We start from the raw sequence: 21,024 nt of genomic DNA on the forward strand, positions 1-21,024 counted from the left end.
GTCCCCGGTCTGTACACTCCCATAGGGAGAGGGGACTATATGTGCTACCGTTGATTCCCGAATCTGACCTTGGCACGGGCGCAGCATGCAGCGCCCCTACGCAGAGCCCCCTCGCCCCTTGGGAGAGGGTTGGGGTGAGGGGGAACAGCGATTACCGAGTCATAGGCAAAGCGCCGCCCCCGCGAAACTACTTGGTTGCAGATGGCGTAGTTTTAGCGGGCTTGATTAGCCCATCGGCACGGAACATCGCCTTGATGCCCCGCACCGCCTGGCGGATACGATCCTGATTTTCAATCAAGGCAAAACGCACATGGGTATCGCCATAATCACCAAAGCCGATCCCCGGGGATACGCACACTTTCGCCTCCGCCAACAAACGCTTGGCGAACTCCAACGAGCCCAGATGTGCGTAAGGCTCAGGAATTTTCGCCCATACATACATCGATGCTTTCGGATTCTCTACCATCCAGCCCGCTTCATGCAGCCCTTTCACCAGTACGTTACGGCGTTGGCGATACTGCTCGGCAATATCCAGCACGCACTGCTGGTCACCTTCCAATGCGGCAATGGCTGCCACCTGGAGCGGAGTAAAGGTACCGTAATCGTGGTAGCTCTTGATCCGAGCCAATGCGTTAACCAACTCAGGGTTACCCACCATAAAGCCAATACGCCAACCGGCCATATTGTAGCTTTTCGACAGGGTGAAAAATTCGACCGCAATGTCTTTGGCTCCCGGCACCTGCATAATCGAAGGCGCTTTCCAGCCGTCGTACACGATATCGGCATAGGCCAGATCGTGGATCACCAGCACGTCGTACTGTTTCGCCAACGCCACTACCCGCTCAAAGAAATCCAGTTCCACGCATTGCGCGGTCGGGTTGGACGGGAAGCCCAGGATCATCATTTTTGGCCGCGGAATGGTTTCACGAATGGCGCGCTCCAGCTCACCAAAGAAATCCACGCCGTCCACCAGCGGCACGGAACGCACCTGCGCACCGGCGATCACCGCACCATAAATGTGGGTCGGGTAACTTGGGTTCGGCACCAGCACCGTATCCCCGTGATCGAGCGTTGCCAACATCAGGTGCGCCAGGCCTTCTTTCGAGCCGATGGTGACAATGGCTTCGCTTTCCGGATCGATATCGACCTGATAGCGTTCCTGATACCAGTGCGAAATAGCCCGGCGTAAACGCGGAATTCCGCGTGAGGTCGAGTAGCCATGCGTATCGTCACGCTGGGCCACGGTACAGAGTTTCTCTACGATATGCGGCGGCGTCGGGCCGTCCGGGTTACCCATGCTGAAATCGATAATATCTTCACCGCGACGGCGTGCGGCCATCTTCAGTTCGGAGGTGATATTAAAAACATAAGGGGGCAGGCGTTCGATGCGCGTAAAACGGCGCGGGTTGTTATCAGACATAGATACCTCGAAGAGACGTTAGCGCCCGGACCATCCGAGCGACGCTGGCCACAGAATGGCCGAACATCGAACATAACTCAGCCTTATCGGGCTGTCGAGTCCCCCCGATAACATTTTTTTTACCGATTGGCCGCCGCGAACTCCGCAGCCAGCAGCCCCAGTTGCCAGTCATTACACCACCGGCCCCCCATGCGGAAATTATCGCGCAACGTCCCTTCCAGTTGGAAGCCGCTGCTCTCCAGCAGGCCCCGTGAAGCCAGATTTCCTTCCGTCACCATGGCATACATTTTGTGAAACCCGCAGGCATTGAAGGCAAAGTCCAACACCACCCGCAGCGACTCTCTGCCATACCCTTTTCTTTGCCCTTCCGGCAGGCTGCCAAAGCCCACTTCGGCCTGCTGGCAAGGCGACCATTCAGGACGAAACCCGGTCATGCCCACCGCTTGGCCAGTGCTTTTTTTCCTCATCACCAGGCACAACCAGCGGTCACAATGCTTATCCCATGGGAGCAAACGCGCTTCGAAACGTTCACGGATCTCATGTTCCGGCAACGGGTCGGCAATGTAGCGGATCACCTGCGGATCCTGGAACAGGCGCAGGAATAACGGCCAGTCATCCGCCGTTAGCGACGTCAGCAGCAAGCGAGGTGTTTCCAATTTCATCAGCTAAATCTCCGAAAAACGAAAAAGAGGAAGTTACGAATGAAAGATATCCCTTTATTTTCCCCTATTAAATCCAGATAATCATTAACGAGATTACAACAAAACAGCAACTCTATAACGCAACCCTACTCACGACCATCCTCGCCCACCGGCGGGCACAGGAGAACACCATGGCTTCATTACTCATCGATGATATTCCTGCCGCAATAAAACGCGTCAAGCAGCAGTTACGCCAAGCCCTGCCCAACTATCGCGAAGTCTTCCTGGCGCTGGAAGGCAATATTCGCCAACAGGTGGAGCAAATCCGTCAGGAACTGGCCAACGGCCAGGATCCGGTGCCGCAGGTGGATGCCGAAGATATTCTGCAACAACGCGTCAGCGAGCAACAAAAATCGCTGATTAAACAGCGCGGCGTATGTGCGATCCGAGGCGTATTCCCACGCAGCAAGGCCGAGGCCTGGAACCAGGAGATCGGCAATTATCTCGAACGTAACAACTTCGTCGAACGCCTGAAAAACGCCGCCGAAGATAACTACTTTGGCAAACTGGCTGCCAGCAAGCCACAGATTTACGGCATTTACTGGTCTAAACCTCAGGTCGAGGCGCGTCAGGATCAGCGCATGCACGCGGTGCAGGTGTTCCTCAACAGCCTGTGGGCAACCGAGAGCAACGGCAAGCAGCACTTTGATCCGACGCGCGTCGCTACCTATGCCGATCGGACCCGCCGCCGCCCACCAAACTCCTCTTCGCTGGGCCTTTCCCCCCATGTGGACAGCGGCACCATCGAACGCTGGCTGGACGAGAATTTCCGCTATGTCTATCGCCACGTCTTCTCCGGCAACTGGCAGCAATACGATCCCTTTGCCGCCGATGGCCGTACCGAAGTGCGCGAGATCGCCTCACCGGCGGTGTGCTCCATGTTCCGTACCTTCCAGGGCTGGACAGCGCTGACGCCACAACGTACCCACGCCGGTACGCTGAATGTGGTGCCGATCGCCAACGCCATGGCCTACATCCTGCTGCGCGCCCTGCAAGACGATGTGGCAGATGACGATCTGTGCGGGGCCGCCCCTGGCCGGGCGCTGTCGATCTCGGAACAATGGCATCCCCTTTTATTAAGTGGGTTATCCCCTATTCCCGATTTGGAGCCAGGCGATACGGTATTCTGGCACTGTGATGTGATCCATTCGGTAGAGAACGAGCATAACGGCGAGTTCGATAGCAACGTGATGTACATCGCCGCCGCGCCGGGTTGCGACAAGAACGATGCCTATCTGCAACGACAGTTGCCAAGCTTCCTATCGGGGAAAAGCCCGGTGGATTTTGCTGCGGATGATTTCGAAGTCGATTTCATTGGCCGCGCCACCGTGGAGCTGCTGACGCCGCTCGGCAAGGAACAACTGGGTATCAAATAACCCTGATGACCGCGGTGTGTTCCGGCCACCGCGGTCATTGCCGGGCTGTGATATACTCGGTGCTCCCGTTCGTCGCAGTGAGCCGCCGTTGTGCACCCTGTTTTTGAAATGTTGTTAGCGGTCTTCGACCGTGCCGCCCTGATGTTGATCTGCCTGTTTTTCCTCACCCGCACCCGGCTGTTTCGCCAGCTGTTGCAGAAGGAAGATCACACTCCGCTGGAGCTGGCCGCAGTCACGGCCATCTTCTCGCTGTTCGCCCTGTTCAGTACCTATTCTGGCATTAACGTCGAAGGCTCCCTGGTTAACGTGCGGGTGATCGCCATCATGGCCGGTGGCATTCTGTTTGGCCCTTGGGTCGGCATCATTACCGGTATCATTGCCGGATTGCACCGCTATCTGATCGATATCGACGGCATTACCTCGGTTCCTTGCCTGATCACCAGCATCATTGCCGGGATGAGCGCCGGTTATATCAACCTGAAGGTGAAGAAAAGCCAGCGTTGGCGCGCCGGGATCCTCGGAGGCATGCTGTGCGAATCGCTCACCATGCTGCTCATCGTGATCTGGGCCAAACCCACCGAGCTCGGGCTGGATATCGTGTCTAAAATTGCCCTGCCGATGATCCTCGGCACGGTGTGTATCGGCCTGATCGTGCTGCTGGTACAAAGCGTTGAAGACGAAAAAGAGGTGATTGCGGCACGGCAAGCTAAGCTGGCGCTGGATATCGCCCGTAAAACGCTGCCCTATTTCCGTAACATCAACAGCGAATCGCTCACCACCATTTGCGAAATCATCCGCCACGATATCAATGCCGACGCGGTCGCCATTACCGATACTCATCATGTATTGGCCTATGTTGGCGTGGGAGCAGAGCATTACCCACTCGGCCGAGCGGGGCTGAGCAGCGTCACGATGGAAAGCATTCAGCAGGGCAAGATCATCATCAAGAACAACCTCGAGAACCAGACCGCACCGCAGATCCATTCTCAACTGGTGATCCCGCTGTGGGAAAAGGGCGAGGTGACCGGGGCACTGAAGATTTACTACTGTCACGCCCATCAGATCACCAATACGCTGAAGGTGATGGCGGTTGGCCTGTCGCAGATTATCTCGACACAGATGGAAGTGTCGCGCATCGAACATCTGCGCCAAATGGCAGATAAGGCCGAAATGCGCGCGCTACAAAGCAAAATCAACCCGCACTTCCTGTTTAATGCGCTCAACGCCATTTCATCTTCGATCCGGCTGAATCAGGATACCGCCCGCCAGTTGATCATCAACCTGTCACGCTACCTGCGCTATAACCTGGAACTGAACGACGAGCTGATCGATATCCGTAAAGAACTACATCAGATCCAGGACTATATCGCCATCGAACAGGCCCGTTTCGGCAGCAAACTGACGGTGATTTATGATATCGACGACGATATTGCCGTGCGCATTCCCAGCCTGCTGATCCAGCCACTGGTGGAGAATGCCATCGTGCATGGCATTCAGCCCTGCAAAGGCAAAGGCGTGGTGGTGATCGCGGTAAAAGATCGGGGCGATCGCGTCAAGATTTCGGTGAAAGATACCGGCCACGGCATCGATCCGCTGGTGATCGAACGCGTTGAACGTAATGAAATGCCAGGCCACAATATCGGCCTGCTCAACGTGCATCATCGGGTTTCACTGCTGTACGGCGAGGGGTTACGCATCCGTCGGCTGGAACCGGGCACGGAAATCGCCTTCTATGTCACCAAGAATGGCAATAAACTGCATGCGGAAAACAGCCTATTGCCTGTGGGGGAAAAGCCATGAAAGCCATTATTGTGGAAGATGAGTTTCTCGCCCAGCAAGAGCTGACTTATCTGATCAACAAGCACAGTAATATCACCATCGAAGCCACCTTTGAAGATGGCCTGGACGTGCTGAAATACCTGCAAAACCATCAGGTCGACGCCATTTTCCTCGATATCAATATTCCGTCGTTAGACGGCGTATTGCTGGCGCAGAACATCAGCAAGTTTGCCCACCGTCCGTCGATCGTGTTTATCACCGCCTATAAAGAGCATGCGGTGGAGGCCTTTGAGATCGAGGCGTTCGACTACATTCTCAAGCCGTATCATGAAGCCCGCATCATCACCATGCTGCAAAAGCTGGAGGCATTGCATAACCGGCCGGTGCCGTCGCAAGAGCCTAGCGCACCGGCGAATCGCACCAGCCACAGCATTAACCTGATCAAAGACGAGCGCATCATCGTCACAGACATCAACGACATCTATTACGCCGCCGCCGATGAGAAGGTCACGCGGGTGTATACCCGGCGCGAAGAGTTTGTGATGCCGATGAATATCACCGAGTTTTACCAACGGCTGCCGGAGGAGTTTTTCTTCCGCTGCCACCGTTCGTATTGCGTCAACCTCTCCAAGATCAGGGAAATCGTGCCGTGGTTCAACAACACCTATATTCTGCGGCTGAGCGATCTGGATTTTGAAGTCCCGGTCAGCCGCAGCAAGGTGAAAGCGTTTCGCCAGTTGATGCGGTTATAGTTACCAGCGGCCCCGCGGGCCGTGATCTCGTTGATAATAGCCTGGCGGTGGCGGAGGCGGCATACGGTAATAACGTGGCCCACCGCGCCATTCACGCAGCGGTGGCCCGTAATACACCACCCTTGGCGGGCCATAGTACTCGCGTGGACCGTAATATTCCCGCGGGCCATAATGCTCGTGCCACCAGCGCGGTTCACGCCAACGGCCGCCATCCCAGTAATGGCCACGATCATCACGATCGCCGATATGCAGCGACATTCCAGGCACGTTGATGCCGAGTGAAACATCCGCATGGCTCACCGCTGGCAGTGACAGCGGCAATAACGCGGCCAATAACAACAGTACTTTTTTCATTGGGTAACTCCCACAAAGCGGAACCAGTCCATCTACCCATCACAGTAGTTGCGCCGCGGTTTGCACTCTATAGGACGAAAGCCCAATTACGCCTTTCAGGCATATCCTTCACAATTACCACACAGTTGCCACGGCAGCCCGGCCCTATTTCTGGCATAACTTTGATGTAGATCACGCCCGGCAGGCCGCATTCCAGCGGCTTTTTAGCCGTTATTCGGCAACTCATGCGGCGATAATGGCATTTCATTCCTCGCCAGCGGCAGTTCATTCCCGATCCGCCATTGGCCACTCCTGCCCCCTTTATAATAGGCCCATACCGCAGGGCTCTGGTTGCCTTGCTAATTTTGCCAATGGGCAATGCCAATACAGGAAGGAGACCGGCCATGAACAGCAAACCGGCAAATCGCAGCTTAATCGTTCTCGGCACCATCATCTGTCAGATGGGCCTCGGCACTATCTATACCTGGAGCCTGTTCAACCAGCCACTGGTGGACAAGTTTCACTGGGGCCTTGGCGATGTCGCTACCACCTTCTCAATCACCAGTTTCTTCCTGGCCTTCGCTACGCTGTTCGCCGGTAAGCTGCAAGAACGTTTCGGTATTCGCAATCTGACGCTGGTCTCTGGCGTGCTGGTCGGCCTGGGGTTGATTGCCAGCGCCCACGTGCAATCGCTGGACATGATTTATCTGCTGGCGGGCGTGGTGGTCGGTTTTGCGGTAGGTATCGCTTATATCTCGACCCTGTCCAACCTGATCAAATGGTTCCCGGACAACAAGGGGCTGATTTCCGGCATCTCCGTCGGGGCATTCGGTAGCGGCAGCCTGTTGTTCAAATACGTTAACGCTGCGCTGATTAGCGGTGCTGGTGTCTCTGCTGCTTTCTTCTACTGGGGCGTAATTGTTATGGCGCTGATTGTGCTGGGTTCCCTGCTGCTGAAAGAGCCTGTACAGGTTAACCAAACCGCCAACCATCACGTGCTGAGCAACGATTACACCGTACGCCAGATGCTGGCCAGCAAAGAGGCCTACATGCTGTTCGTGATTTTCTTCGCGGCCTGTATGAGTGGTCTGTATCTGATCGGTATCGTTAAAGACATGGGCGTACAACTGGCCGGGATGGATTTGGCCACCGCCGCCAATACCGTCTCCGCCGTGGCAATCTTCAATACCGCAGGCCGCATCATTTTGGGTACCCTATCCGATAAAGTGGGCCGTATGCGTGTCATCAGCTTCACCATGCTGGTCACCATTCTGGCAATTGCCGCACTGAGCTTCCTGACGCTGAGCCATACGCTGTTCTTTATCTGCGTCGGCGCGGTTGCCTTTTGCTTCGGCGGCAACATTACCGTGTTCCCAGCGATTGTCGGTGACTTCTTCGGTCTGAAAAACCACAGCAAAAACTACGGTATCATCTATCAGGGCTTTGGTCTGGGCGCGCTGGCCGGGTCGTTTGTTGCCAACCATTTCGGCGGCTTCCACGCGACCTTTATGGTGATGGGTACGCTGTCGGTGATTTCACTGTTGATTACGCTGTTTATCAAGGCACCGAAAGCGGTTGAGCAGGAAGAAGAGGCTCACGCACAGCCGGTGTTGGCGAAGGTCAACGGCTAATATCCCCCTCCCCTTAACCCTCTCCCACAGGGAGAGGGGACCGAACGTGCCACCAATAACTCCAGCATCTGACCTCAACACGGGCGCAGCATGCAGCGCCCCTACGGACGCCGGACAGTACCCTCGCCCTGTGGGAGAGGGTTGGGGTGAGAGGTAATTACAGATGTATCCCCAGAGTCTGACGCAGATGGGCACCTGCCCCCAACAGCCCCGGTTGGGAATGGGTGATCATAAACACCGGAATTTCACGCACGTAGTCCTTAAACCGGCCCTTGTCTTCAAAAGCAGCGCGGAACCCGGAAGCCTTGAAGAACTCCATAAAGCGCGGCACGATGCCCCCGGCAATGTATACACCGCCAAACGTCCCCAGATTTAACGCCAGGTTGCCACCAAAACGGCCCATAATCACGCAGAACAGCGACAAGGCACGGCGGCAATCGGTACAGCTATCCGCCAACGCACGCTCGGTAATGTCTTTTGGCGCATACTTCTCTGGCAGCCGCTTGTCCGCCTTGACGATGGCACGGTACAGATTCACCAGCCCAGGGCCAGACAGCACTCGCTCCGCAGACACGTGGCCTACTTCGCCGCGCAACACTTCCAGGATGATGTCCTCTTCTTCACTGTTCGGCGCAAAGTCTACGTGGCCACCCTCGCCGGGCAGACTTACCCAGCGACGGTTTACGTGCACCAAGTGCGCCACCCCAAGGCCTGTTCCCGCACCGTAAACGGCTATCGGTTTATCTTTTTGCGCTTTACCCCCGCCAAACTGCAAGACGTCGTCTTCAGACAGCATTGGGATCGCCATCGACACCGCGGTAAAATCGTTAATCACTTCCAGGTGTTTTAAGCCCAGGCTCTCTTTCATCGCCTTGATGGAGAAGGCCCAGGTGTGGTTGGTCATGGCGACCCAATCCTCCGTTACCGGGCAGGCGATGGCGATGCAGGCATCCTCAACTTCCATCTGTAGCTCGGCCAGGTATTGGCGGATCACCGCTTCCAGGCTAGCAAACTCCAGACCAGAATAGGTTTTCGCCTGGGCGATCTCGCCCGTCTCGACAGTGCACAGCGCCAGGCGGGCATTGGTGCCGCCAACATCACCTACGAGGGCATAGGTCATCGGTGTTTCTCCCTAAAATGAATAATACGAAATTGCCTACACTGTAAAATCACGCCGCCCAAACAACAATCAGCATTCTGCTAACCACTGCTCAATAGCGATCCAGATCACAAAAATCGTTTCAGCCAGCACACTTTTCACCGATTTATACCGGCGGTTACAGATTGGCGCAAAAAACGTAAGATAAAACTGCTAGCCCGCGACCAGGCATTAGCGAAATCGCTGCGTTGGAGCTATATACTAAGCAAATCATTTTTTCAGAAGCCTGGCGATCCTGCTGGCTTTACTATTTGTTTTCCCTGCCAATCAGGGATGTTGCAACAAGGGATCCCGCATGCTGCATCCGCGCGCCAATGCTATGTTGGCTTTCGCTCTGCCCGCGATCGTTATTGGCTCCGCCTCCAGCCTGATACTCATCCTGCTGATGGAAAGTGCCAGCGTGTTGCAGAATTTGCTGTGGAGTCGCCTCCCGGATCTGCTCAATATCGATACCCATTCCCCCTGGTGGACCATCGGTATACTTACGTTGACAGGTATCGCCGTTGGGCTGATCGTGCGTTTCGTACCGGGCCATGCCGGGCCAGATCCAGCGACCGAATCGCTGATTGGCATGCCCTTGCCGCTGGGCGCGGTGCCAGGACTCGCATTAGCCTTGATGGTCGGCCTGGCGGGTGGCGTCAGCCTGGGGCCGGAAAACCCCATCACCGCCATCAATATTGCCCTGGTGGTCGCACTTGGGGCCAGGCTATTGCCCAAAGTGCCAAGAATGGATTGGATCATCCTCGCCGCCGCTGGCACCATTGGTGCGATGTTTGGCACGCCGGTTGCCGCCGCCCTGCTTTTCTCGCAAATGTTGGGAGGAAATAACGAAGTCCCACTATGGGATCGGCTGTTCGCACCGCTGATGGCCGCCGCTGCCGGGGCAGTCACTACCGATATGTTCTTTACCCCGGACTTTACCTTGCAGCTAGACCCTTACACGGTGACCCGGCTGCGCGATATCTTCAGCGGCTCTATCGTCGCGCTGATCGCCATTGCCCTCGGAATGGTGGCAGTGTGGTGCTTCCCACGTATTCACCGTATGTTCCATTCGCTAAAAAACCCGGTATTGATGCTCGGGCTAGGCGGTCTCCTGCTGGGCACTCTTGGCGTGATTGGGGGTAACGTCACCTTGTTCAAAGGGTTGGACGAGATGAAACTGTTAGTGGTCGACGGCAGTTTCACCACAGGCCAATTGCTGGTGATTACCCTGACCAAGATGGCAGCGCTGGTGGTAGCGGCGGCGTGCGGATTCCGTGGCGGTCGTATTTTCCCAGCGGTGTTTATCGGCGTCGCTCTGGGGTTGATGCTACATCAGCATGTTCCGGCGGTCCCGGCAGCCATCACCGTTTCCTGCTCCATTATGGGGCTGGTGTTGGTGGTCACTCGCGATGGCTGGTTAAGTTTGTTTATGGCCGTGGCGGTAGTGCCAGAGCTGCATCTGTTGCCGGTGCTGTGTATTGTGATGTTGCCCGCCTGGTTGGTACTGGCGGGCAAACCCTTGATGCTGGTAGTCAAAAATCAACCACCGCATGAAGATTAGGCTAATGCGTACTCGGCGGCGGCGTGCGCATGAATAACCGTGGTGTCGAACACCGGCACCGTGGCATCTTGGGCACTCACCAGCAGACCAATTTCGGTGCAGCCAAAGATAATTCCCTCTGCCCCCTGCTGTTCTAGCTTGGCGATGATTCGGCGATATTGGTCGCGTGAAGCATCGTCGATCTTGCCCAGACACAGCTCTTCATAAATGATGCGATGGACAATATCGCGATCGGCGGCATCTGGCGTAACCACGTCGATAGCAAATTTATCCTGCAAACGCCCACGGTAAAAATCCTGCTCCATGGTAAAGCGCGTGCCGAGCAAACCGATGCGGCGGATATTTTGTTGCTGTACCTGCAATGCCGTAGCATCGGCAATGTGGATCAACGGCAGGCCACTGGCTTGTTCTACCGCATCCGCCACCTTATGCATGGTGTTGGTACAAATCACGATGGCCTCGGCACCGGCGGCACGCAGAGCAGCAGCAGCCCCTGCCAGCAAACGACCGGCACCTTCCCAATCCCCTTGGTGCTGCAAACGTTCCACCTCATGAAAATCCACGCTGTAGAGCACGATTTTGGCCGAATGCAGGCCACCTAAACGCTGTTTCACCTGCTCGTTGATCATTCGGTAGTAGGGGATGGTGGATTCCCAACTCATGCCGCCCAATAATCCCAACACTTTCATTCGGTTCTCCTTGGCTTTGACAGTCTATCCACCAGACATTACCCGAGAACCCTCAGACTGGCGACGCAATTATTTGCTGCTTGATCTGCTGGCCTGGGCCTGGCGCGGAGCAAACCAACGCTGGCGCAGGGTATCGTAGACCCAGTTATACGCCATGGTATAAGGCAGGAAGAACAGGAAGAAACCGATCTCCAACACAAAGGCCTGCCACAGAGAAATATTGAGCATCCACGCCGCGATCGGCAAACCAATCAACACGAACCCGGCCTCAAAGCCAAAGGCGTGACCAATGCGCACTTTCAGCGTTTTGGCCACACGGCTCACCGGCCACAGTCGATCAAAGATCGCGTTATAGACGATGTTCCACAACATGGCGACGGTAGACAGCATGATCGCCAACGTACCGACCTGCGCCATCGAACGGTTAAGCAGCCATGAGCCCAAAGGGGCACAGATCATCACGGCGATAGCTTCGAACCCTACGGCATGAACGATACGTTCAGCCAACGACTTGTTTTGTAATTGCATACTTCACCTGCTTGATAAGCATTATTGAAAAAGTTGGGTGATTATCATCGTTTTTTTACGTAGATTAAAAATAGGTTCCATCGATAAAGTAGATACATCATGCGTTATTCCCCGGAAGCTCTGCTGGCCTTTGTTGAAGCTGCCGCGCTAGGCTCGTTTTCTGCTGCGGCACGCAAGTTGCGCAAAAGCCAGTCCACCATCAGTACCGCGATTGCCAACCTGGAGGCCGATCTCGGGCTGACGTTGTTCGATCGGCAGGCACGCCAACCGGTGCTGACGGAAGCTGGCCGCAAGGTGCTGGGCCACGTACAGGAAATTCTCGCGGCCAGCGAGCGCCTCGATGCGCTGAGTATCCGCTTGGGGGACAATATTGAGCCGCGGCTGACCATCGTCTTTTCCGATACCTATCAGCCCAACCATCACGACAACCTGCTGAAACATTTCGAGCGGCGTTATCAGGATATTGAGCTGGAATGTATGATCGCCGAAGGGGAGGATGTGCTGGATCTGTTACAGACTGGCCGTGCTCACCTGGGCATGCTGGCGGTACAACCCACCTATCCCCCAGAGATCGCCGTCGCCAGGCTGCCGGAACAGACCGAAATGGGGCTGTTTGTCGCCCACGATCACCCGCTGACCGCGATACCGGTGCTCACCCAGGCACACCTTGCCAGCAGCCGCCAACTTTACTTAAACACCTATACCAGCAACAACGCGCTCAAGCCGCTCGGGCGAGCGTGGTCGGCTCCCAGCTATCTGATGCTGTTGGAGATGGCGGAACAGGGGGCGGGTTGGGCGATACTGCCGCATTGGCTGGTCAAACAGTATGGACATCAACGTCTGACAGAACTGAAAATGCGTGGTTGGCCGCAAACCATCTCGGTGGATGCCGTCTGGTCCAAGCTAACCCCGCCGGGACCGGCGGGGTTGTGGTTATTGGATCGTCTGTTGGAAAATGCCGCCGATCAAGCCGCCGCATTACGCGACTGAATGGCCCGTGATACGCTATCGAGCAGTTCAGGAATATCCATTTTCGGCAGCACTACCTCGATAAATGCCAGTTGCTCGCTGCCGCCAACCTCCCCCAGCGCCGCACGCAGTTGCTCAGGCTCGGTAACCCGCAGGCATTTCACCGGTTGATCGAGCGATAATGCCTGCGGTAACCGCGTCCAGCTCCACTGTGCGATGTCGTTATAACGTTGTTCAGGCCCGTGGATGGCCCGTTCTACGCTATAGCCGTCATTATTCAGCAGGAAGATCACCGGTTTTTGTCCATCGCGCAACATGCTACCCAACTCCTGCACGGTAAGCTGAGCGGCCCCATCACCAATCAGTAATACCACCCGGCGATGAGGTTCCGCAGTCTGGGCTCCAAACGCCGCCGGTAAGGTATAACCAATCGATCCCCACAATGACTGCACGATAAACCGGCAACCCTGTGGCAGCGTCAGCGATGCCGCACCAAAGCAGGCGGTGCCCTGCTCCGCAATCAGGATATCCCCCGGCTGCAAGAAGTCCTGGATCTGCTGCCAGAAAGCATGCTGATCCAGATTGTTGGCATCGGGAGCCGGCAGCGATGGCCGTTTGAACGCCGGTAATTGCCATTTATCGGCTAACGATAACGTCAGTTGGTGCAAGGCCTTCACCGCATCGCGCATCGGGATCTGGCTGAATACCTGCTTACCCACCCGCGCCTCGAACGGTTGGATATCGATACATTTATCCACGGGCAAGTTGTGACTAAAACCGGCGGTGATGGTATCGGTGAAACGTACCCCGACGTTAATCACCACGTCGGCACCTTCAATCTGCTGCTTGATCTGTGGATCACTGGCGGCGGCAGCATAAGTCCCGGTGAAGCAGGCATGAGTTTCATCCAACACGCTTTTGCCTAACAGCAGCGTTGAGTGGGGAATATTGACCTCATTCATCCAGTGTTCCAGCACCGGTTCGGCACCAAAGCGCTCGGCCAGAAAATCTGCCAGCAAGGAAACTCGCTGTGCGGACTGCAATTTATCACGCGCGGCGGCAATAAATGCCTGTAGGGAAACGTCAGAGAGGTTAGGCTGGCGCAACACCAAAGGTGCCGGGCGCGAGGTCAGCGGCGCTTCGGCAACGTCACTTGGCAACAGCAGATACACCGGGCGGCGCTCATACAATGCGGTCGTCAGCAAGCGATCGATTTCCGCCTCGGCATTGCTGGCCGTCAGGCTGGCCTGCGCGATGGTGACCTCCTTCGCCATACGGGCGAAATGTCCGAAATCGCCATCCCCTAAAGAGTGATGCAGTAAATCCCCGGCACGCTGGGCGCGTAAAGCCGGAGCACCAACAATGTGGATCACCGGCAGGTATTCGGCGTAGCTGCCAGCAATCCCGTTTACCGCGCTTAGCTCACCCACGCCAAAAGTGGTCAACAAGGCCGCTGCCGGTTTGCAGCGCGCATAGCCATCGGCGGCATAGGCTGCGTTCAGCTCGTTGGCGCAGCCGACCCAGGTGATCTGTTGATGATCGATGACATGATCGAGAAATTGCAGATTGTAATCGCCGGGGACGCCGAAGAAATGTCGAATGCCAATCTGGGCTAGCCGATCGAGAAGGTAATCTGCCACCGTATAGTTCTTGTTCATGATCATGATCATCACCTATGCAACGGTAGAATTGTTAGCATTAAGTATTAGAGATGTTGGAAAAATTTCGAATTTTATCGGCAGCAGGCACTGGCAACCCCACGTTACATCTGTGCACCAACGGCAGGCAGTAGAGGCAAATCATCAGCAGCTTGAATAAATGACTGACAATTTGCGTGATCGGGCACTCTGACAGACCAAGTGGAAACGCATACACTGAACGTTATTTCCCGCCGTCGATGAGGATCTTATGGTTTATCAAGCTGAGCCTGCCCGCTACCAGAATATGGAATATCGCCCCTGCGGCCGCAGTGGGCTGCAACTTCCGGCCGTGTCACTCGGTCTGTGGCACAACTTTGGCGATAGCACGCTGTATGACAATGCGCGCAGTCTGGTGCATCGCGCCTTCGATCTTGGCATTACCCACTTCGATCTGGCCAATAACTACGGGCCACCGCCGGGGTCTGCCGAGGAGAATTTCGGCCGCATTTTGCATCAGGATCTCCTGCCTTATCGCGATGAGCTGATCATCTCCTCCAAGGCGGGTTACACCATGTGGCCTGGCCCGTACGGTGACTGGGGCTCGAAGAAATACCTGGTCGCCAGCCTGAACCAAAGCCTGCAACGCATGCGGCTCGACTATGTGGATATTTTTTACCATCACCGTCCCGATCCGGATACGCCGCTGGAAGAAACCATGGGGGCGCTGGATTTGTTGGTTCGCCAGGGGAAAGCGCTGTATGTCGGATTATCGAATTACCCGGCCGAGCGAGCACGCCAGGCCTTTGCCATCCTGCAGCAGCTCGGCACCCCTTGCGTGATCCACCAGCCGAAATACTCGATGTTTGAACGCTGGGTAGAACCCGAGTTGCTGGATACGCTGGAAGAGCATGGCGTGGGCTCCATCGCCTTTTCACCGCTGGCCGGTGGCATGTTGACCGATCGCTATCTGCAAGGCATTCCACCGGACTCCCGTGCTGCCAGCGGCAGTCGTTCACTCACCCCAGAGCAGATTACCGAAGCGAAACTGCAAAAGGTTCGTCTGCTGAACTCACTGGCAGAACAGCGCGGGCAGAAACTCTCTCAGATGGCGTTGGCCTGGGTATTGCGTAACGATCGCGTCACTTCCGTACTGATCGGTGCCAGTAAAACCAGCCAAATCGAAGATGCGGTGGGCATGCTGGCCAACCGTAAGTTCAGTACAGAAGAGATCGCCAAGATTGAGCAGATCCTGATGTAATCGCTTATAGACCGCCGGTAGCTAACCGGCGGTTTTTTCACCTTCCGCTTCAGATAACTCCCAATCCCCCATGCTCCCCGTGGCTTTCAGAATTTCCCCAAAGGCGCGAAGGCCCTACGCCGCCACTATCCCCGGATAAATACCTCATGGATTTGACGCATAGCGTTAAACAACGAGGAATAACCATTATTTTGCATGGCCAGAACCTATACCGATGAACGTGCTTCATTATCGGTACCCGGCCAAGGAGTCTGCATGTTTAAACCTCTGTTTACCACAGCCCTTCTGGCGGCGCTTCTCATGCCCATCGCCCCCATTGTCCATGCCAGCAGCGTGAATATCGATTTGCTGCCGGGCGTCTCGTTACAGATTGGCGATCAGGACAAACGCGGCAACTACTGGGACGGTTACGACTGGCGCGACCGCGACTGGTGGCATGGTCATCAGGGGCGTGATTTAGGAGAGCGCAGCCGCCGTGGCTACTATTGGGATGGCTATCGCTGGCGTGACCGGGATTACTGGCATAAAAATTACTACTACCATGATGGCCGCTATCGCAAGGCCGATAAATACTATTACAAACAGTATAAAAAACAGCATCATAAAAACAAACACCATCACAAGAATCATCATCACGATGATTAACGGGTGCAGCATGCAGCGCCCCTACGTAGTGAGGCCGCTGACAAAGAGGCGATATTGCTGAATTTGTAGGGGTCGAACATGTTCGACCCTATCTAAGACCAGTGTGGTATTTAATTAAACGGGCGTAGCATGAAGAACCTGGGTTAGAACAAGCTGCTGACCAACAGATAGCCATTTAGCCCAACGACCACCAACACAATCAGTTTGCCAAGATTCTGGATCAGGCGGCTGTTGACCATCTCCCCCATCAGTTCTCGGTTGCCAGTAAACGCCAGCAGGGGCACCAACGCCAGAGCAATACCAAAGCTCAGCAACACCTGGCTCAATACCAGAATGCGCGTCGCATCCATCCCCAGCATAATGACAATAAACGACGGCATCATGGTGACCACCCGCCGTACCCAGATGGGAATATAGAAGCGGACAAACCCTTGCATCACCACCTGCCCTGCCAAAGTGCCCACCACGGTAGAAGAGAGGCCCGCAGCTACCAGGCTCAGGCCAAAGATGGTGGCCGCCGCATTGCCAAGTAAAGGCTGCAACGTCAGATAGGCCTGGTCGAGATCGGTAATACCGCTATGGCCGTTAAAATGAAACGCCGCTGCGGCGGTGGCCATCATCGCCAGGTTAACAAAACCGGCAATGGTCATAGCGATCGCGACGTCCAGCTTGGTGGCCGAATAACGTTCAGCTTTGGAGTCTTTGCCGCCGGTCTGCGTCAGCGAGGAGTGCAGATAGATCACATGAGGCATGATGGTTGCCCCCAACACCCCCGCAGCGAGAAATACCGCATCGCCATTCGGTAAGTCCGGGATCGCCATCCCTCTGAGCAAGCCGCTCAGCTGCGGCTGGGAAAAGACCAGTTCCACAATATAGGCCATCGCCACAAACAGCAGCAGGCCGCCAATCATCAATTCCAGTGGCTTCTCACCACGCTTTTGCAGCATCAGGATCAGGAAGGTGGCAATACCGGTGAGGACCGCGCCTTCCAGCAGCGTAACGCCCAGCAGCAGTTTGAAACCGATCGCGGCACCGATAAATTCGGCCAGGTCGGTAGCCATTGCGATAATCTCCGCCTGTACCCAATAGGCCCAGACGGCCGGTCGCGGGAAGCGATCGCGGATATGTTCGGCGAGGTTTTTACCGGTAGCAATGCCGAGTTTGGCAGACAACAGTTGGATCAGCATCGCCATGACGTTGGCCCACACCACCACCCACAGCAGCGTATAACCAAAAGAAGCGCCAGCTTGAATATTAGTGGCGAAATTACCGGGGTCGATGTAGCCGATAGCCGCGATAAACGCAGGGCCCATCAGAGAAAGTTTGATCTTTCTGGACGGGCGGCTGGAGGTAGAATTGTTGACCGCGCGACTGTTCAGCATAGCGAAAACCCTTACTAATTTTGAGCTCACCTTCATATTCACTTAAATGATAATGATTATCAAGTGCATTTGCAGCGATAATGGTTATCTCTGCGATAGCCAAAAACGAAGGTTTTATCGAACAGATCGCATGAAATCCTAGCGTTTCCATCTACTCTAGATCACAAGGCGCAAAGCAGATCACGCTTGATAATAAAATTAGCACAAAAATGCCACGATTACGCATTTTTATTAACATCTTGATCTTTGGTGCTTTGCCGTCATAGTTTAGGACTATCTCCACTATGATTTTCCATATTTGCAATGAATGTCTCGTTTTTAAACTTGGCGTTACATAAAATGACAACCGAAATTCAGCCTGCCTCAAATTTGGAGCAAACATGTCCCATATTGCGCACTTTGCGTTAGCGTTAGTGGTGGTTGCGATCCTGGCCCTGTTAGTGTGCCGCGATCGTAAAAGCATCCGCATCCGCTATGTTATTCAGTTGTTGGTTATTGAAGTGTTACTGGCCTACTTCTTCCTGAACTCGGAAGCAGGTTTAGGCTTTGTAAAAGGCTTTGCAGCAATGTTCGACAAGTTGCTCGGGTTTGCGGGGCAAGGGACTGATTTTGTGTTCGGCGGGATGGGTGACAAAGGTCTGGCCTTCTTCTTCCTGAAGGTACTGTGCCCAATCGTGTTCATCTCTGCTCTGATCGGTATTCTGCAATACATCAAAGTGCTGCCGTTTATCATCCGCATCATCGGGACAGTGCTGTCTAAAGTGAACGGTATGGGCAAACTGGAATCCTTCAACGCCGTCAGTTCGTTGATCCTGGGCCAGTCTGAGAACTTCATTGCCTATAAAGATGTGCTGGGCAAGATGTCAGAAAAACGCATGTACACCATGGCTGCTACCGCGATGTCGACAGTTTCCATGTCCATCGTTGGCGCATACATGACCATGCTGGATGCCAAATATGTGGTGGCGGCGCTGGTACTGAACATGTTCAGCACCTTTATCGTCCTGTCACTGGTCAACCCTTACGACACCAGTAAAGAAGAAGAGCTGCACCTCGGCAATCTGCACGAAGGCCAAAGCTTCTTTGAAATGCTGGGCGAATACATCCTGGCCGGCTTCAAGGTGGCGATTATCGTTGCCGCCATGCTGATTGGCTTTATCGCTCTGATTGCCGCGCTTAACGGCCTGTTCAGCGCCGTCCTCGGCCTGAGCTTCCAGGATCTGCTGGGCTACTTCTTCTATCCGTTTGCCTGGATCCTGGGCGTTCCGAAGCACGAAGCGTTGCAGGTGGGCAGCATCATGGCGACCAAACTGGTTTCCAACGAATTCGTGGCCATGATGGAACTGCAGAAAATCGGTGCTGAACTGTCTCCACGCAGCATGGGTATTCTGTCCGTGTTCCTGGTGTCCTTCGCCAACTTCTCTTCTATCGGTATCGTAGCCGGTGCGATTAAAGGGTTGAACGAGCATCAAGGCAACGTGGTTTCACGCTTCGGCCTGAAACTGGTTTACGGCTCTACCCTGGTCAGCCTGCTGTCAGCAGCCATCGCAGGCCTGGTTCTGGGCTAACCGCTTTGGGATCGACAGGCTTTAGTCTTAAGACGCCCGATGAAGTTATCGGGCGTTTTTTATTGGCGGCCCCGTCGTCCTTGCCCACGTAATCGCCATAAAAACACTGGAATTTCATTAGTATATGCTGTGTAATGGCCTAGCCCGATTGCCGTTGATGATCCTGGACTTGCTGAGATAAAAATGGATACATTGCATAAACCTACCGAGCGTGTTTTGTTGATATTGGAAACTCTGGCGAACGAAGAGGGAATGACACTCTCCGCGTTAGCGTCTAAAACCGGCATTTCCAAAGGGACCATCTTCCCGATTCTAAAATCGCTCCTCTCACGCAAATATATTAATCATAACGAAAAAACCGGGTTATATACGCTAGGGATCTCCTGCGCAGTCCTGGCCAGCGCCACCTTCGAAAAAGAGTATTGGCTCCGGATGATCAACGCAGAAATGCGCAACGTCGTGAGCGCCTGCAATGAAGTTTGCCAGATGGGCGTGCTGGATGGGGCCCATGTGCTTTATATCGATAAAATCCAGGGTGATCAGACCGTGCAACTGGTCTCCAAGATAGGGACCCGGCTGCCAGCCATTTTTTCCGCGCTGGGCAAGGCGATGCTGTCCCAGAGCACGGATGAAGAGATTATGGCGCTGTATCCGCATGGGTTTACCCCTGTCACGTCACGCAGCGTGCCAAACGCGCAGAAATTGCGTGAGCAGCTCAATGATGTCGTTATCAAAGGCTATGCCATGGACGACAGGGAAATTAACGAGGACACGGTGTGTTTTGCCGTCCCGCTGATGCAAAGAGGGCGGATGTTGGCAGCGATCAGCGTTTCTCTGCCTTACTTTAGAGCCACTGAGGAAAAGAATGAGCAAGTTTTAGCGTCCCTGATGCAGGCACGACAAAAAATAGAAAACACCTTGGATAAATTACCCGAGATAAGCAATTTCTGAGTTACCCCCAAGCATTCCCGCCGCCAAAAGCGTCATGAAACTTGTGATGCTGCACACAATATACGCATTTAATCATCGATAAATACCCGGACACTGGGTTTAAAAACCGCATATCCAACTGATATTAAATAAAAAAACCAGAAAACAGAGTTAATTGACATCTTTTTAATCACATGCTTTTCTATGTCAAATTCGTAAATAAGAAAATCGTTTGTATATACGAACATCAAGGAGACCTATGAAAAGCAGTTACCTTACCCCAGTAGTGACGGTATTTGACGATCGCGGGCGGCTCGATCCTGAGCAAAACCTGCGTCTGTACAGTTTCATCAAAGGTTATGTCACCGGATTTGTGGTGATGGGCAGCACCGGCGAATTTTTCTCGCTGGATATGAAGCTCTCCAGGCAGCTCATTCAGCTGGCATCCGAGTTTGATCGTGGCAGCATGAAGGCTTATGCCGGAGCGAGCAGAATGGCGATTGCCGAATCCGTCGAGCTAGCCAACTATGCTGAGGAGTGTGGCCTGGACGGCGTCATGATTATCAGCCCCTATTACTTCCGACTTTCCGATGAGAGTATTTACGCCTATTACAGCGAGATAGCCCGCCAGACGACGGCCAAGATATTCATTTATAATTTCCCCGATCGGACGGGATACTCGGTAACGCCTGAAGTCTGTCTATAGTGGCACACTGATACT

Annotated in this window: 18 protein-coding genes and 1 pseudogene; 11 read left to right on the plus strand and 8 right to left on the minus strand. The window is 54.5% G+C overall.

The window, feature by feature from the left end; genetic code table 11:
* Nucleotides 1-187: 187 nt before the first annotated feature.
* The gene (gene alaC, locus U869_RS0124235; RefSeq protein ID WP_025122657.1) at nt 188-1,420 is read right to left on the minus strand and encodes an alanine transaminase; all 1,233 of its coding nucleotides are present in this window, start codon (nt 1,418-1,420) and stop codon (nt 188-190) included.
* Nucleotides 1,421-1,539: 119 nt separating this feature from the next.
* Nucleotides 1,540-2,082 carry a GNAT family N-acetyltransferase gene (locus U869_RS0124240; protein WP_025122656.1) on the minus strand — a complete coding sequence of 181 codons (543 nt, stop codon included), beginning with the start codon at nt 2,080-2,082 and terminating at the stop codon, nt 1,540-1,542.
* 170 nt (nt 2,083-2,252) lie between these two features.
* Here U869_RS0124240 and U869_RS0124245 point away from each other — a divergent pair, with 170 nt between their 5' ends.
* The 3 genes from U869_RS0124245 (at nt 2,253) to U869_RS0124255 (ending at nt 6,028) form a co-directional block, all read left to right on the plus strand.
* A complete protein-coding gene (locus U869_RS0124245) occupies nt 2,253-3,497 on the plus strand; it encodes a DUF1479 domain-containing protein (RefSeq protein WP_025122655.1) in 1,245 nt (414 codons plus the stop codon).
* A gap of 108 nt (nt 3,498-3,605) precedes the next feature.
* Nucleotides 3,606-5,297: a sensor histidine kinase gene (locus U869_RS0124250; protein WP_029988102.1), complete on the plus strand. Its 1,692-nt coding sequence runs from the start codon at nt 3,606-3,608 to the stop codon at nt 5,295-5,297.
* Nucleotides 5,294-6,028 carry a LytTR family DNA-binding domain-containing protein gene (locus U869_RS0124255; RefSeq protein ID WP_025122653.1) on the plus strand — a complete coding sequence of 245 codons (735 nt, stop codon included), beginning with the start codon at nt 5,294-5,296 and terminating at the stop codon, nt 6,026-6,028. The genes U869_RS0124250 and U869_RS0124255 overlap by 4 nt, the downstream gene beginning before the upstream one ends.
* On the opposite strand, the gene U869_RS0124260 is transcribed toward U869_RS0124255, so the two are convergent.
* The gene (locus U869_RS0124260) at nt 6,029-6,382 is read right to left on the minus strand and encodes a DUF2502 domain-containing protein (protein WP_025122652.1); all 354 of its coding nucleotides are present in this window, start codon (nt 6,380-6,382) and stop codon (nt 6,029-6,031) included.
* Nucleotides 6,383-6,765: 383 nt separating this feature from the next.
* Between U869_RS0124260 and U869_RS0124265 the strand changes: the two genes are divergently transcribed.
* The gene (locus U869_RS0124265) at nt 6,766-7,992 is read left to right on the plus strand and encodes an OFA family MFS transporter (RefSeq protein ID WP_025122651.1); all 1,227 of its coding nucleotides are present in this window, start codon (nt 6,766-6,768) and stop codon (nt 7,990-7,992) included.
* Between the two features lie 157 nt (nt 7,993-8,149).
* On the opposite strand, the gene glk is transcribed toward U869_RS0124265, so the two are convergent.
* Nucleotides 8,150-9,112 carry a glucokinase gene (gene glk / locus U869_RS0124270; protein ID WP_025122650.1) on the minus strand — a complete coding sequence of 321 codons (963 nt, stop codon included), beginning with the start codon at nt 9,110-9,112 and terminating at the stop codon, nt 8,150-8,152.
* A gap of 334 nt (nt 9,113-9,446) precedes the next feature.
* On the opposite strand from glk, the gene U869_RS0124275 reads away from it, so the two are divergent.
* Nucleotides 9,447-10,694 (plus strand): ion channel protein, encoded by a 1,248-nt coding sequence (locus U869_RS0124275; protein WP_025122649.1) that lies wholly within the window; start codon nt 9,447-9,449, stop codon nt 10,692-10,694.
* Here the strand turns inward: U869_RS0124275 and U869_RS0124280 are convergent.
* Together U869_RS0124280 and U869_RS0124285 are read right to left on the minus strand one after the other, a co-directional pair.
* Entirely contained in the window at nt 10,691-11,383 is a 693-nt protein-coding gene (locus tag U869_RS0124280; protein WP_025122648.1) for an aspartate/glutamate racemase family protein, read from the minus strand. The genes U869_RS0124275 and U869_RS0124280 overlap by 4 nt on opposite strands.
* 69 nt (nt 11,384-11,452) lie before the next feature.
* Entirely contained in the window at nt 11,453-11,911 is a 459-nt protein-coding gene (locus tag U869_RS0124285) for a multidrug/biocide efflux PACE transporter (protein ID WP_025122647.1), read from the minus strand.
* Nucleotides 11,912-12,010: 99 nt separating this feature from the next.
* Here U869_RS0124285 and U869_RS0124290 point away from each other — a divergent pair, with 99 nt between their 5' ends.
* Nucleotides 12,011-12,901 carry a LysR family transcriptional regulator gene (locus tag U869_RS0124290; RefSeq protein ID WP_025122646.1) on the plus strand — a complete coding sequence of 297 codons (891 nt, stop codon included), beginning with the start codon at nt 12,011-12,013 and terminating at the stop codon, nt 12,899-12,901.
* Here the strand turns inward: U869_RS0124290 and U869_RS0124295 are convergent.
* Nucleotides 12,877-14,538 (minus strand): alpha-keto acid decarboxylase family protein, encoded by a 1,662-nt coding sequence (locus tag U869_RS0124295; protein ID WP_025122645.1) that lies wholly within the window; start codon nt 14,536-14,538, stop codon nt 12,877-12,879. The two genes, U869_RS0124290 and U869_RS0124295, sit on opposite strands and share 25 nt — an antisense overlap.
* Nucleotides 14,539-14,788: 250 nt before the next feature.
* Between U869_RS0124295 and mgrA the strand changes: the two genes are divergently transcribed.
* Nucleotides 14,789-15,778 carry an L-glyceraldehyde 3-phosphate reductase gene (gene mgrA, locus U869_RS0124300; protein ID WP_025122644.1) on the plus strand — a complete coding sequence of 330 codons (990 nt, stop codon included), beginning with the start codon at nt 14,789-14,791 and terminating at the stop codon, nt 15,776-15,778.
* Between the two features lie 255 nt (nt 15,779-16,033).
* A complete protein-coding gene (locus U869_RS0124305) occupies nt 16,034-16,423 on the plus strand; it encodes a DUF2502 domain-containing protein (protein ID WP_025122643.1) in 390 nt (129 codons plus the stop codon).
* 143 nt (nt 16,424-16,566) lie between these two features.
* On the opposite strand, the gene U869_RS0124310 is transcribed toward U869_RS0124305, so the two are convergent.
* Nucleotides 16,567-17,805: an Nramp family divalent metal transporter gene (locus U869_RS0124310; protein WP_025122642.1), complete on the minus strand. Its 1,239-nt coding sequence runs from the start codon at nt 17,803-17,805 to the stop codon at nt 16,567-16,569.
* Nucleotides 17,806-18,185: 380 nt separating this feature from the next.
* Between U869_RS0124310 and U869_RS0124315 the strand changes: the two genes are divergently transcribed.
* The 3 genes and pseudogenes from U869_RS0124315 to U869_RS0124330 form a co-directional block, all read left to right on the plus strand.
* A complete protein-coding gene (locus tag U869_RS0124315; RefSeq protein ID WP_025122641.1) occupies nt 18,186-19,373 on the plus strand; it encodes a NupC/NupG family nucleoside CNT transporter in 1,188 nt (395 codons plus the stop codon).
* A 183-nt stretch (nt 19,374-19,556) separates the two neighbouring features.
* Nucleotides 19,557-20,324 carry an IclR family transcriptional regulator gene (locus U869_RS0124320; RefSeq protein WP_025122640.1) on the plus strand — a complete coding sequence of 256 codons (768 nt, stop codon included), beginning with the start codon at nt 19,557-19,559 and terminating at the stop codon, nt 20,322-20,324.
* Between the two features lie 238 nt (nt 20,325-20,562).
* Nucleotides 20,563-21,006: pseudogene (locus U869_RS0124330) on the plus strand (dihydrodipicolinate synthase family protein); the annotation flags it as partial.
* Between the last annotated feature and the right edge of the window lie 18 nt (nt 21,007-21,024).

It is taken from the genome of Serratia sp. H1w (assembly GCF_000633355.1).
GTDB lineage: Bacteria > Pseudomonadota > Gammaproteobacteria > Enterobacterales > Enterobacteriaceae > Chania.